We start from the raw sequence: 12,009 nt of genomic DNA on the forward strand, positions 1-12,009 counted from the left end.
TACCGCACTTCTTCCTATGCTGCTGATTCCCGCCATCGACCTCAAGGACGGTCACTGCGTGCGCCTTAAGCAAGGCGAAATGGATGCCGCCACGGTCTTCTCCGAAGACCCCCGTGCCATGGCCCGTCACTGGGTCGAGCAGGGGGCACGTCGCCTGCATCTGGTGGACCTCAACGGCGCCTTTGCCGGCAAGCCGAAGAACGAAGCCGCCATCAAGGCCATCCTCGAGGAAGTCGGCGACGAGATCCCCGTCCAGCTGGGCGGCGGCATCCGCGACCTCGACACCATCGAGCGCTACCTTGACGCGGGCCTCACCTACGTCATCATCGGCACCGCCGCGGTCAAGAACCCGGGCTTCCTGCACGACGCCTGCAGCGCCTTCGCCGGCCACATCATCGTCGGCCTCGACGCCAAGGACGGCAAGGTGGCGGTGGATGGCTGGTCCAAGCTCACCGGCCACGATGTCGTCGACCTCGCCAAGAAGTTCGAGGACTACGGCGTCGAAGGCGTGATCTACACCGACATCGGCCGCGACGGCATGCTCTCCGGCGTGAACATCGAAGCTACCGTCAAGCTCGCCCAGGCGCTGCGCATCCCGGTCATCGCCAGCGGCGGCATCGCCACCCTCGCCGACGTGGAAGCCCTGTGCGCCGTCGAATCCGAAGGCGTGACCGGGGCCATCACCGGCCGGGCGATCTACGAAGGCACCCTCGATTTCGGCGCCGCCCAGGCTCGCGCCGACGCCCTCAACGGGGCCGCCTGACTCATGCTCGCCAAACGCATCATCCCCTGCCTCGATGTGAACGCCGGCCGCGTGGTCAAGGGCGTCAATTTCCTTGAGCTGCGGGATGCCGGCGATCCGGTCGAAGTGGCCCGCCGCTACGACGAGCAGGGCGCCGACGAGATCACCTTCCTCGACATCACCGCCAGTTCCGACGACCGCAACATCATCCTGCACGTGGTCGAGCAGGTGGCCGAGCAGGTCTTCATCCCGCTTACCGTCGGCGGCGGCGTGCGCACCGTCGACGACGTACGGCGCCTGCTCAACGCCGGCGCGGACAAGGTCAGTATCAACACCGCGGCGGTCAATAACCCGCAGGTGGTGGCCGACGCCGCCCACAAGGTGGGCAGCCAGTGCATCGTGGTCGCCATCGACGCCAAGCAGGTCGCGCCGGGCAAGTGGGAGGTCTTCACCCACGGCGGGCGCAACCGCACCGGCCTCGACGCCGTCGAGTGGGCCCAGAAGGTGGCCGAGCTTGGCGCCGGCGAGATCCTCCTCACCAGCATGGACCGGGACGGCACCAAGAACGGCTTCGACCTGGGCCTGACCCGCGCGGTGTCGGACGCCATCTCGATTCCCGTCATCGCCAGCGGCGGCGTGGGCAGCCTCGATCACCTCGCCGACGGCGTCACCCTGGGCCGTGCGGATGCCGTGCTGGCCGCCAGCATCTTCCACTTCGGCGACCACACCGTACGCGAAGCCAAGGCGCTGATGCGCGCCCGCGGTATCGAGGTGCGCCTGTGAGCGCCGCGCCTGGTTCCAACGCCTGGCTGGATGAACTCGCCTGGGACAAGGATGGGCTGATCCCCGCCATCGCCCAGGACGCCGTCACCGGCGACGTGCTGATGTTCGCCTGGATGAACCGCGACGCCCTGGCGCGCACGGTCGAGACCGGCGAAGCCGTCTATTTTTCACGGTCCCGCGGCAAGCTGTGGCACAAGGGCGAAGAGTCCGGCCACACCCAGAAGATCCGCGAGATCCGCATCGATTGCGATAACGACGTGGTGCTTCTGAAGATCGAGCAGGTGGGCGGGATCGCCTGCCACACCGGGCGACGCAGCTGCTTCTTCCAGAAATACCTCGCCGACGGCCGCTGGGAGGCGGTCGATCCGGTTCTGAAAGACCCGAAGGAGATTTACAAATGATCGATATCGAAGTGCTGCACCGGGTGTCCGAGACGCTGGCTGCCCGCAAGGACGCGAGTCCTGAGTCGTCCTACGTTTCCGGCCTGTTCCACAAGGGCACCGACGCCATCTGCAAGAAGGTCGCCGAAGAGGCCGCCGAGACCATCATGGCCGCCAAGGACAAGGATCTGCTGCACGTGGTCTGGGAGGTCACCGACGTGTGGTTCCACACCATGATCCTGCTGCATCACTTCGGCCTGTCGGTGGACGACGTCCTGGCCGAGTTCCGCCGCCGCGAAGGGGTTTCGGGCATCGACGAGAAGAAGGCCCGCACTGCAAGCTGACGAACAACGGTAACGATTCCCATGCAGGATTGCCTGTTCTGCCGTATCGTGCGCGGCGAGATTCCCGCGGCGAAGGTCTACGAAGACGACGAGGTGCTGGCTTTCAAGGACATCCAGCCCCAGCGCCCCGTTCATGTGCTGGTGATTCCGAAGAAGCACATCGCCTCGCTGGCTCACGCCGGCGAGGCGGACATCCCGGTGCTGGGTCGCATGCTCGCGCTGGCCAACCGGATTGCCGTCGATCAAGGAAGTCCCGACGGCTTTCGGTCCATCATCAACACAGGGCACGTCGGCGGGCAGGAAGTCATGCATGTGCACATGCACATCGTGGGTGGGCCGGAGCCGGTCGGGCCGATGCTTAAACGGTAGTTTTCCAGGAGATTTCAATGGGTTCCTTCAGCATTTGGCACTGGCTGATCGTTCTGGTCATCGTCATGCTCGTGTTCGGCACGAAGAAGCTGCGCAACATCGGCCAGGATCTGGGCGGTGCGGTCAAAGGCTTCAAGGATGGCATGCGTGAAGCCGAGGGCGATGCAAGTCAGAAGATCGCCGACGGTGGCAAGCAGACCATCGACGCGGAAGCCCGGGACAAGAGCAAGTCCTGATGCCTGGCCCGCGGCCGGCGCGGAAGGGGCGCTATCCAGCCGCCCCTTTTTCGTTTGTGGCCCCGGGGGCCGGGCGATACAGATAACTTAGGCGAAGCGGATGTTCGATATCGGTTTTTCCGAACTCGTGGTCATCGGGGTCGTGGCCCTGCTGGTGCTCGGCCCCGAAAGGCTGCCCAAGGTGGCGCGCACTACCGGTCACCTGCTGGGGCGGCTGCAGCGCTATGTCTCCGACGTGAAGTCGGACATCAACCGCGAGATGCAGCTCGACGAGTTGAAGCGCCTGCAGGAAGAGGCCCGCAAGTCGGCGATGGCCTTCGAGACCACGGTGCGCAGCGAGCTGGCGAGCGTGGAGAGCGGTGTGAATGCCTCGGTGCAGTCGGCCTCGTCGGCGGTGGCCGAGCTGGAGAGCAGCCTCAAGTCGCCCGCCGATCCGGCGCCGGCCGGTCAGGACGCGGCTGCGCTGCTGGATCGCCAGCTTGCCGAGGCCGATGCCCACGCGGGGCCGCCGCCCGGGTTTGAGACGGCCCAGGTGCCGTCGGCGCCCGCCGCACCGGAGCCCCAGATCGGGCTCGATTTCGGCGCCCAGTCTGCAGCGTCCAGGAATCCCAAGTCATGAGCGCTCAGGAAGATTCCTTCATCTCCCACCTCGTCGAGCTGCGGGACCGCCTGCTGCGGGCGGTTGTCGCCGTGGTGGCGGTCTTCGTCTGCCTGATGCCCTGGGCCGGCGATATCTACGACATCCTGGCCCACCCGATGATGCAGGCCCTGCCCGAGGGGACGCGGATGATCGCCACCGGGGTAGTGACGCCATTCTTCGTGCCGATGAAGGTCACCCTGCTGGTGGCCTTCGTGGTCGCGCTGCCTTTCGTGCTCTACCAAGCCTGGTGCTTCATCGCGCCTGGCCTGTACGCCCACGAGAAGCGCCTGGGCCTGCCGCTGGTGGTGGGCAGCACGATCCTGTTCCTGGCGGGGATGGCGTTCTGCTATTTCTTCGTGTTCGGCACGGTGTTCAAGTTCATCGCCCAGTTTGCGCCCAAGAGCATCACCCCGGCGCCGGACATCGAGCAGTACCTGGCCTTTGTGATGTCGATGTTCCTGGCCTTCGGCATCACCTTCGAGGTGCCGGTGTTCGTGATCGTGCTCACCAAGATGGGCATCGTGGATGTGGCCAAGCTGAAGGAGGCGCGGCCCTACGTGATCGTGGGCGCCTTCGTGATCGCCGCGGTGGTCACCCCGCCGGATGTGGTCTCCCAGCTATTGCTGGCGATCCCGATGTGCCTGCTCTACGAGCTGGGGGTCTTCCTGGCCCGTTTCGTCACCCGTCGCGAGCCCGAAGCGCTGCCCGAGTGAGCAAGGCAAAGGGCGCCGCAGCGCCCAGTGTGCAATACCGACAGGGCGCCCCGCGGGGCGCCCTTCGTTTTGGCCTAGACGTTGAACAGGAAGTTCAGTACGTCGCCGTCCTTTACCACGTAGTCCTTGCCTTCGGAGCGCATCTTGCCGGCTTCCTTGGCGCCGGCTTCGCCCTTGTAGGCGATGAAGTCGTCGAAGGAGATGGTCTGGGCGCGGATGAAGCCGCGCTCGAAGTCGGTGTGGATCACGCCGGCGGCCTGGGGGGCGGTGTCGCCAACGTGGATGGTCCAGGCGCGGACTTCCTTCACCCCGGCGGTGAAGTAGGTCTGCAGGCCGAGCAGCTGGTAGCCGGCGCGGATCAGGCGGTTGAGGCCGGGCTCTTCGAGGCCCAGGTCGGCCAGGAAGGCCATCTTGTCCTCGTCGTCGAGATCGGCGAGTTCGGCTTCGATCTTGGCGCACAGGGCGACGACCGGGGCGCCTTCCTTGGCGGCGTGCTCGCGCAGGCGGTCGAGGTAGGGGTTGTTCTCGAAGCCGTCTTCGGTGACGTTGCCCACGTACATGGCAGGCTTGAGGGTCATCAGGCACAGGGGCTTGAGGAGCAGCTTTTCGTCGTCGGTGAGCTTGAGGGTGCGGGCAGGCTGGCCTTCGTTGAGGTGCGGCATGAGCTTCTCGAGGACGGCGATGAGCTTCTGGGCGTCCTTGTCGCCGGCGCGGGCCTTCTTGCTTTCGCGGTGGATGGCCTTCTCGACGGCGGCCATGTCGGCCAGCGCCAGCTCGGTGACGATGGTTTCGATGTCGGCCAGGGGGTCGACCTTGCCGTTCACGTGAACGACGTTCTCGTCGTCGAAGCAGCGCACCACATTGACGATGGCGTCGGTCTCGCGGATGTTGGCCAGGAACTGGTTGCCCAGGCCTTCGCCCTTGGAGGCGCCGGCGACGAGGCCGGCGATGTCGACGAATTCGACGATGGCGGGCTGGATCTTCTGGGGCTTGACGATCTCGGAGAGGGCGTCGAGGCGGGGATCGGGCACTTCAACGATGCCGACGTTGGGCTCGATGGTGCAGAAGGGGTAGTTCTCGGCGGCGATGCCGGCCTTGGTGAGGGCATTGAAGAGGGTCGATTTGCCGACGTTGGGCAGGCCGACGATGCCGCATTGGAGAGCCATGGAATTCCTTTGATGTTCAGAGGCTTCCGGCGAGCGTGCCGGAAAACCCGCTATTGTAAAGCGGCTTTCGGTTCACCCAAAGGGGGGCGTGCCGCGTCGAGGTGGTCGCCGGCGATGTTGACGCTGACCGGGAGGTGGATGCCGCGGGCGGCCCATGGGTCTATCTGCCGCAGGGCTTCGCCGAGCACCCACTGGCCGAGCCGTTGGCTATGGGGTGGCCTTCGATGTGGGGCTGGAAGCGGCCGGGCAGGCGCTGGCGGTCGGTGGGATGCGCCCGGCGCAGGCGCGCCTCGACGCCGGTCACGGTGCCCAGCCGCAGGTTGACCTTGGGCTGGCAGTCGAGCCGGAACTCGCCCCGGTCGAGCGCCTGTTCGCCCACGCCGACGGTGAGCGCGATGCGGGCCGAGGAGACGGCCAGCGAGATCGGTACGATGAGCAGCAGGACCCGGCGCCCGTATGCCGGCTCAAGGGCGGATGGGCTCCGGTCGGGGGCGGACATCGGCGGCGGTGGGGAGGGGCCGGTCGTCGGGCTGCGCCGCGCACTGCAGCCCTTCTATCGTATGAGCATCAGATAGATCAGGAGCACGTTCAGGACGAGGGAGGTGGCGGCGAGGAGCTTGAGGCCGAGCTGTGGGTCGCGTTCGAGCAGCGGTGAGCGGCGGGCCACGGTGAGCGGCCGGTTGGCGCCCCGTTCGAGGGCCAGCAGGAATTCTTCGGCGGTCTCGAAGCGGGCCTTGGGCTCGCGGGCGACGGCTTTCAGGAGCACGGCCTCGAGCCAGGCAGGAATGTCGGGCCGGTAGCGGGTGGGCGGGACGGGGTCGCCGAAGCGGGGGTGCTGGAAGGGCTCGATCTCGCCGTAGGGGTACTTGCGGGTGAGCAGTTCGTAGAGGGTGACGCCGACGGCGTAGAGGTCGGTCTGCTCGTTGGCGGCCACGGTCTTGGGGCCGAAGAGTTCGGGCGCCATGTAGCTGGGGGTGCCGGGGTTGTTGATTTCCTCGAACTGCTGGCCGTCGGTCGAGCCGTCGGAGGCGGCGACGCCCAGGTCGAGCACCCGCAGGCGGCCTTCGGTGTCCAGGTGCAGGTTGTCGGGCTTGATGTCGCGGTGGACGATGGAGAGCCGGTGCAGGCTGGCGAGGCCTTTCAGGATGCGCGTGCCCAGGTCGGCCACCTCGCCGGTGCCGAAGCGGTGGCCGTTCTCGAGGCGGGCCTTGAGGGTGGCGCCGGCGTGCCAGCTCATCAGGTAGTAGAGGTGGCTGCGCTCGGGGTGGAGGACGACCTGGGGGAACCAGGCGTCGTTCACCCGCCGGGCCAGCCATTCCTCGTGGGCGAGGGCGGCGGCGGCCTGGGCGTCGCCGTGCTCGGGGCGCAGCGTCTTGAGCACCCGGGATTGGCCGCGGGCGTCGCGCACCCGGTAGAGCAGGGTGGCGACCGATTCGTGGAGCAGGGCGTCGACGGTGAGGCCGTCGATCTCCTGGCCGGGCTTGAGGCGCGGGGGCAGCGGCAGGCGGTGCAGCCGGGCGATGTTGTCGCGCAGGCGGTCGGGCGGAAGGGTGTCGATGCGCACCACCACGGCGGTGCAGTTGTCCTGGCTGCCGCCGTCTTCGGCGCCCATCGCCAGACGGGCGGCGGCGTCCTGGGGGTCGGCTTCGGCCTTCAGGACCTCGCCGATGCGGCGGTCGCCGAGCTGGCCCCACACGCCGTCGCTCATCAGGACGAAGACGTCGCCGGGCTCCAGGTCGCCGTCGGCGTAGTCGACCTGCAGGTGGGCGTCGAGGCCCACCGCGCGGGACAGGACGTTCTTGAGTTCGGGGTGCTCCCACACGTGGTCGGCGGTGAGCTGTTCGAGCTGCCCGCCGCGCAGGCGGTAGATCCGGGTGTCGCCCACGTGGGCGAGGTAGAAGCGCCGGCCGCGGAGCACGATGGCCGACAGGGTGGTGGCCATGCCGGCGGTTTCGCGGGTGCGCGCGGCGTGGGCGACCAGCCAGCGGTTGAGGGCGCCCAGCACGGTGTCGAGGGATTTGTTGACCGCCCAGGTGTCGGGGGTGGCGTAGTAGTCGGAGAGCAGGCCGCGGACGGTGTACTCCGACGCTTCGCGGCCGTTGGCGTGGCCCCCGACACCGTCGGCCACCACTGCCAGGATGCCCTTGGCCTCCAGCTCGGGGCCCTCGGGGGTGACGGCGCCGCAGAAATCCTCGTTGCGCGGCCGGGGGCCGGTGAGGGAGGAGTAGCCGAGGCTGACCTGGAGTTGGGGCATTTTGGGAGAGGCGCGAGGGATGAGGGATGGGAGGGGGCGGGCTCGCCCCTACTCCGTGCGGCTTACTTCCGCCCGATCATGTCAGATCCGGGCGGTGGTGAGGTGCGGGGCACCCCAGGTGGTGCGCCAGCGACGCTTGACCGCGGTGAGGCCGATCAGGGCGGCGATGGCCAGGGCGGCGAAGATCAGGAAGCCGGCCTGGTAGCTGCCGGTAGCCTGCTTGCTGTAGCCCAGGCTGGAGGCGAGGTAGAAGCCGCCGACGCCGCCGGCCATGCCCACCAGGCCGGTCATCACGCCGATCTCCTTGCGGAAGCGCTGGGGCACCAGCTGGAACACCGCACCGTTACCCATGCCCAGGGACAGCATCGCGCACACGAACACCGCCAGGGCCTGCCAGGCTTCGGGCAGGCCAAAGCTGACGATGGCGAGGAAGAGGGCGGCCAGCACGTACATGGCGGTCAGGCTCTTGATGCCGCCGATGCGGTCGGCCACGTTGCCGCCGATGGGGCGCACCAGGCTGCCGGCGAACACGCAGGCGGCGGTGAAGAAGCCGGCCATCTTCGGGTCGAGCCCATACTGGGTGTTGAAGTAGATGGTGAGGGAGGAGGCCAGGCCGACGAAGCCGCCGAAGGTGACCGAGTAGAAGAACATGAACCACCAGGCGTCCTTGTCGCGCAGCACCGCGAGGTATTCGGTGAGGGACTTGGCGGGCGGGCACTCGGGCGCGTCCTTGGCCAGCACCAGGTACAGCACGAAGACGATGGACAGCGGGATCAGCGCCAGCCCGAAGACGTTCACCCAGCCGAAGGCGGCGGCGAGGCCCGGCCCGAACAGGGCGGCCAGGGCCGTGCCGGAGTTGCCGGCGCCGGCGATGCCCAGTGCGGTGCCCTGGTGCTCCGGCGGATACCAGCGGGACGCCAGCGGCAGGGCCACCGCGAAGGAGGCGCCGGCCACCCCGAGGAACAGGCCCAGGGTGAGCACCTGGGCGTAGCTGTGGATGCCGAACTGCCAGGCCACGGTGAGGGCGATCAGGACGATGACCTGACCGATGGCGCCGGCCATCTTGGGCTTGAGGTGGTCCACCAGCACGCCCATCACCAGCCGCAGGAGGGCGCCGGCGAGCACCGGGGTGGCGACCATCAGGCCCTTCTGGGTGTGGTCGAGGGCCAGGTCCTTGGCGATCTGCACGCCCAGGGGGCCGAGCAGCACCCACACCATGAAGGCCAGGTCGAAGTAGAGGAAGGCGGCCAGCAGCGTGGGTGTGTGACCGGCCTTGAGGAATGATTTGCGATCCATTTTTTGACTCCTGATTACGAACTGGGTTGGGCGGCGCTGCTTCGGCGCAGCCTGGACTTGATCGGGCGTTGAACTGCGTTCGGGGCACGCGCCGGGGGCGGTGGGGGAGACCACCTGGAAGCGGACACCGCCCCCGGGCGTGATCGTCAAAGGCCGTCGCGGTGGGCGGCCCTGAAACGTCGGCGCGTCATGCGGGCCACGGATCCTTGTATCGCTGCTGCGCAAAGAGCAGCCGGGCGTGGAGGTCGCGGCGCCGATGGGGGTCGTCGAGCACCTGGCGGCGGACCTGATCCATGCCCACGCGATCGAGGTATTGCCCGGCGGGTTCGAGGAAGTAGGCTTCCTCCCGGTAGAGCTGGATGAAGGCGCCGCTGTATTCCAGCACCGCGTCGTCGTCCTTCACGTCGCAGACGAGGCGGGCGGTGGCGGCATCGCTGCCGATGTAGAGGGTGTAGCCGGATTCCAGGCCGATCACGCCGACGTCCTTGCCGGCTGAGTTCGGGCAGTCTTGTCGGCAGCCGGACACGCCCAGCGCCAGGGGATGGGGGCCCACCACGCCGTCGAGCAAGGTCGCGAGCTTTGCGCCGACCGCGGTGGCGTGGGGCCTGCCGGCGCAGCGCGGGTCCTGGCCGGAGCAGGTGAACACCGTGGGCGCGCCCGCCGTGGCTGCAGGGGCGGGGTCGCCGGCGTGCGCCTCGACCAGTCGGCGCTGGGGGTCGTCGGTGGTCTCGTGGGGCCAGCTGGAGCGACAGTAGTAATCGAGGGCGGGACGGCAGGTGGCGCAGCCGTCGGGGGTCTTCCAGCCGAGAAAGCGCTGTGCTTGGGCGACGGACAGCAGCTTGTGCTCGCGGATCGCCGTGCGTACCTCGCCATGGGTGCGGTCGGTGCAACCGCAGAGGGCGCCTTCCCGCGGGCCGGCGTGGGGGGCTTCGAGCGGGGCGGGCGAGGGGCTGGCCTCGGTGTGGTCCGCGTCGTCCAGGTGGGCGTTGCCAAACACCAGATGGTCGCGGATGGCGTGGATGTTCTGGCCGTCCTTCAGCAGCTGGAAGTACCAGGCGCCATCCTTGGTGTCGCCGTAGAGCACCGCGCCCACCAGTTTGTCGTCCTTCAGCACGAGGCGCTTGTAGATGCCCATGCCGGGGTCGTTGAAGACGATGTCCTCGGTGCCCTCGCCGCCCGAGAAGTCGCCGGCCGAGAACACGTCGATGCCGGTGACCTTGAGCTTGGTGCTGGTGACCGAGCCCTCGTAGCGGCCGATGCCGTGCATCGCCAGGTGGTTGGCGCACACCTTGGCCTGCTCGAAGAGCGGCGCCACCAGCCCGTAGGCGGTGCCCCGGTGGGCGGCGCATTCGCCCACCGCGTAGATGGCCGGGTCGTAGGTCTGCAGGGTGTCGGTGACGACGATGCCGCGGTTGCAGTGGATGCCGGCCTGTTCGGCGAGCGTCACGTTCGGGCGGACGCCGGCCGCCACGCACACGAGGTCGGCGGGGATGAGGGTGCCGTCCTGGAACCTCACCGCGCTCACCCGGCCCGACTCGCCCTTCACCAGTTCGGCGGTCTGGGCCTTCAGCCGGAACTTCATGCCCTTGGCCTCCAGCGCGGCCTGCAGCAGCTTGCCGGCGGTGCGGTCGAGCTGCCGCTCCATGATCCACTCGGAGAGGTGCACCACCGTCACGTCCATGCCCCGCAGGGCGAGGCCGTTGGCTGCCTCCAGCCCCAGCAGGCCGGCGCCGATCACCACCGCGTGCTTGTACCGGGCCGCGGCGTCGATCATCTCGTCGGTGTCCTCGATGTCCCGGTAGGAGATCACCCCCGGCAGGTCCTTGCCCGGGATGGGCGGCATGAAGGGGGTGGAGCCGGTGGCCAGGAGCAGTCGGTCGTAATCGACGGTGATCCGCGCGCCGTCCTTGCCGATGGCGGTGACGCAGCGGTTCTTGCGGTCGATCTCGGTGACCCGGGCGCCCAGGTGCAGGTCGATGCCGTTGTCGGCGTACCACTGCAGGTCGTTGAGGATGATGTCCTGGACGGTCATCTCGCCGGCGAGCACCGGGGAGAGCAGGATGCGGTTGTAGTTCGGATGGGGCTCCGCGCCAAAAACGGTGATGTCGTACATCTCCGGAGCCAGCTTGCGCAGCTCTTCGAGGGTGCGGACGCCCGCCATCCCGTTGCCGACCATGACCAGTTTGAGTTTGCGCATGATTCCTCCGACGATTGATTCTCCCCGGGCCGGGTGCGGGGTGCGTCCGGAGCGGGCGGTAAGCCTTGCAGGAGAGATCGTCGTTGATCGCGCGGGGGGCCGCCGTTGGCCTTTGCGCGGCGCCGCATCCGGGAGGAGCTGGCGCACTGGCACCTGGGGTCAGGTTGCGGGCGGTGCGGCAAAACCGTTTTCGCCGAAGGCCCGCATTGGATTATTTGTATCAAGCATGGAGTGTGCCAGAAATGAAAACCCCCGCAGCGCGGGGGTTTTCGGAGGGGGCGGTGCGGTGCGCGGGGCAGGCCTGCGCACCTTGGCAGTGCGTCGGGCCCCGCGGTGGGGCGTCGGTCAGAAGATGCTTTTGGTGCGCTGCGTCAGGTAGGCGATCAGCGCGCCGAGAATGCTCGCGAAGACGAGGAAGGACCAGTTGGCGATGGTGAGGTGGAGGAAGGTCCAGTCCACCACCGAGCAGTCGCCGGCGCCGCGGAAGATCATCGGCAGCGACGAGGCGAGGGGAAAGCTCTCGAGCATGTACTCGAGGCCCGGGCCGCATTCCGAGACCTCCGGCGGATACCACTGGATCCACGACTGGCGGGCGGCCACGCCGCCGCCGGCCAGGGCCGCCACCGCCAGCAGCGCGGCGTAGGCGTTCTGGCCCGTCCGGCGCGGGTTGTGGAGCCCGGCGAGCAGCCCGATCAGGCCGCACACCGCCAGGGCGTAGCGCTGCATGATGCACATCGGGCAGGGCTCGATGCCCTGGACGTGCTGGAGGTAGAGGCCGGCGGCGAGCAGGCTGGCGCAGACCCCGAAGAGGGCAAGGGCGAGCAGGCGGAAGGAGGGGCGGGTGGGCATGGGGAATCGGGAGGGGCGGGCCGGCCGCCATGGGAGCCGG

Annotated in this window: 14 protein-coding genes; 8 read left to right on the forward strand and 6 right to left on the reverse strand. The window is 68.1% G+C overall.

Features of this window, described 5'->3' with window-relative positions:
• Positions 1-16 precede the first annotated feature (16 nt).
• From hisA to tatC, 8 genes are all read left to right on the forward strand, one after another.
• Positions 17-763, forward strand: a complete 747-nt coding sequence (hisA, locus tag ACE3N6_RS05685) for a 1-(5-phosphoribosyl)-5-[(5-phosphoribosylamino)methylideneamino]imidazole-4-carboxamide isomerase (protein ID WP_374244219.1) — start codon at positions 17-19, stop codon at positions 761-763.
• A 3-nt stretch (positions 764-766) separates the two neighbouring features.
• Positions 767-1,525 carry an imidazole glycerol phosphate synthase subunit HisF gene (gene hisF / locus ACE3N6_RS05690; RefSeq protein WP_374244220.1) on the forward strand — a complete coding sequence of 253 codons (759 nt, stop codon included), beginning with the start codon at positions 767-769 and terminating at the stop codon, positions 1,523-1,525.
• On the forward strand, positions 1,522-1,926 hold the full coding sequence (gene hisI / locus ACE3N6_RS05695) for a phosphoribosyl-AMP cyclohydrolase (RefSeq protein ID WP_374244221.1): 405 nt from the start codon (positions 1,522-1,524) through the stop codon (positions 1,924-1,926). Before hisF ends, hisI begins: the two co-directional genes overlap by 4 nt.
• Positions 1,923-2,249, forward strand: a complete 327-nt coding sequence (locus tag ACE3N6_RS05700) for a phosphoribosyl-ATP diphosphatase (RefSeq protein ID WP_374244222.1) — start codon at positions 1,923-1,925, stop codon at positions 2,247-2,249. Before hisI ends, ACE3N6_RS05700 begins: the two co-directional genes overlap by 4 nt.
• A 21-nt stretch (positions 2,250-2,270) precedes the next feature.
• Positions 2,271-2,618: a histidine triad nucleotide-binding protein gene (locus tag ACE3N6_RS05705; RefSeq protein WP_374244223.1), complete on the forward strand. Its 348-nt coding sequence runs from the start codon at positions 2,271-2,273 to the stop codon at positions 2,616-2,618.
• Between the two features lie 17 nt (positions 2,619-2,635).
• Complete coding sequence (gene tatA / locus ACE3N6_RS05710) at positions 2,636-2,854, forward strand: Sec-independent protein translocase subunit TatA (protein ID WP_153162365.1); 219 nt, start codon at positions 2,636-2,638, stop codon at positions 2,852-2,854.
• Positions 2,855-2,954: 100 nt separating this feature from the next.
• On the forward strand, positions 2,955-3,473 hold the full coding sequence (tatB, locus tag ACE3N6_RS05715) for a Sec-independent protein translocase protein TatB (RefSeq protein ID WP_374244224.1): 519 nt from the start codon (positions 2,955-2,957) through the stop codon (positions 3,471-3,473).
• Entirely contained in the window at positions 3,470-4,207 is a 738-nt protein-coding gene (gene tatC, locus ACE3N6_RS05720) for a twin-arginine translocase subunit TatC (RefSeq protein WP_374244225.1), read from the forward strand. The genes tatB and tatC overlap by 4 nt, the downstream gene beginning before the upstream one ends.
• Before the next feature lie 74 nt (positions 4,208-4,281).
• Here the strand turns inward: tatC and ychF are convergent, their stop codons facing one another.
• The 6 genes from ychF to ACE3N6_RS05750 form a co-directional block, all read right to left on the reverse strand.
• A complete protein-coding gene (gene ychF, locus ACE3N6_RS05725) occupies positions 4,282-5,373 on the reverse strand; it encodes a redox-regulated ATPase YchF (RefSeq protein ID WP_374244226.1) in 1,092 nt (363 codons plus the stop codon).
• A gap of 160 nt (positions 5,374-5,533) precedes the next feature.
• Positions 5,534-5,872, reverse strand: coding sequence for a hypothetical protein (locus ACE3N6_RS05730; RefSeq protein WP_374244227.1), 339 nt, complete (start codon positions 5,870-5,872; stop codon positions 5,534-5,536).
• Positions 5,873-5,926: 54 nt separating this feature from the next.
• Positions 5,927-7,627 (reverse strand): protein phosphatase 2C domain-containing protein, encoded by a 1,701-nt coding sequence (locus ACE3N6_RS05735; RefSeq protein WP_374244228.1) that lies wholly within the window; start codon positions 7,625-7,627, stop codon positions 5,927-5,929.
• Positions 7,628-7,708: 81 nt separating this feature from the next.
• Positions 7,709-8,923, reverse strand: coding sequence for a nitrate/nitrite transporter (locus ACE3N6_RS05740; protein ID WP_374244229.1), 1,215 nt, complete (start codon positions 8,921-8,923; stop codon positions 7,709-7,711).
• A 187-nt stretch (positions 8,924-9,110) separates the two neighbouring features.
• Positions 9,111-11,120 (reverse strand): FAD-dependent oxidoreductase, encoded by a 2,010-nt coding sequence (locus ACE3N6_RS05745; protein ID WP_374244230.1) that lies wholly within the window; start codon positions 11,118-11,120, stop codon positions 9,111-9,113.
• Between the two features lie 345 nt (positions 11,121-11,465).
• Positions 11,466-11,969 carry a disulfide bond formation protein B gene (locus ACE3N6_RS05750; protein ID WP_374244232.1) on the reverse strand — a complete coding sequence of 168 codons (504 nt, stop codon included), beginning with the start codon at positions 11,967-11,969 and terminating at the stop codon, positions 11,466-11,468.
• Positions 11,970-12,009 lie beyond the last annotated feature (40 nt).

The sequence above is a fragment of the Zoogloea sp. genome (assembly GCF_041904905.1).
Classification (GTDB): domain Bacteria; phylum Pseudomonadota; class Gammaproteobacteria; order Burkholderiales; family Rhodocyclaceae; genus Zoogloea.

Coding starts and splice junctions, on each gene's coding strand:
- hisA (WP_374244219.1), top strand. CDS start 17: ATGCTGCTGATTCCCGCCATCGACCTCAAGGACGGTCACTGCGTGCGC.
- tatA (WP_153162365.1), top strand. CDS start 2,636: ATGGGTTCCTTCAGCATTTGGCACTGGCTGATCGTTCTGGTCATCGTC.
- ACE3N6_RS05705 (WP_374244223.1), top strand. CDS start 2,271: ATGCAGGATTGCCTGTTCTGCCGTATCGTGCGCGGCGAGATTCCCGCG.
- ACE3N6_RS05730 (WP_374244227.1), bottom strand. CDS start 5,872: ATGTCCGCCCCCGACCGGAGCCCATCCGCCCTTGAGCCGGCATACGGG.
- ACE3N6_RS05745 (WP_374244230.1), bottom strand. CDS start 11,120: ATGCGCAAACTCAAACTGGTCATGGTCGGCAACGGGATGGCGGGCGTC.
- ACE3N6_RS05700 (WP_374244222.1), top strand. CDS start 1,923: ATGATCGATATCGAAGTGCTGCACCGGGTGTCCGAGACGCTGGCTGCC.
- hisF (WP_374244220.1), top strand. CDS start 767: ATGCTCGCCAAACGCATCATCCCCTGCCTCGATGTGAACGCCGGCCGC.
- tatB (WP_374244224.1), top strand. CDS start 2,955: ATGTTCGATATCGGTTTTTCCGAACTCGTGGTCATCGGGGTCGTGGCC.
- tatC (WP_374244225.1), top strand. CDS start 3,470: ATGAGCGCTCAGGAAGATTCCTTCATCTCCCACCTCGTCGAGCTGCGG.
- ACE3N6_RS05750 (WP_374244232.1), bottom strand. CDS start 11,969: ATGCCCACCCGCCCCTCCTTCCGCCTGCTCGCCCTTGCCCTCTTCGGG.
- ychF (WP_374244226.1), bottom strand. CDS start 5,373: ATGGCTCTCCAATGCGGCATCGTCGGCCTGCCCAACGTCGGCAAATCG.
- ACE3N6_RS05740 (WP_374244229.1), bottom strand. CDS start 8,923: ATGGATCGCAAATCATTCCTCAAGGCCGGTCACACACCCACGCTGCTG.
- ACE3N6_RS05735 (WP_374244228.1), bottom strand. CDS start 7,627: ATGCCCCAACTCCAGGTCAGCCTCGGCTACTCCTCCCTCACCGGCCCC.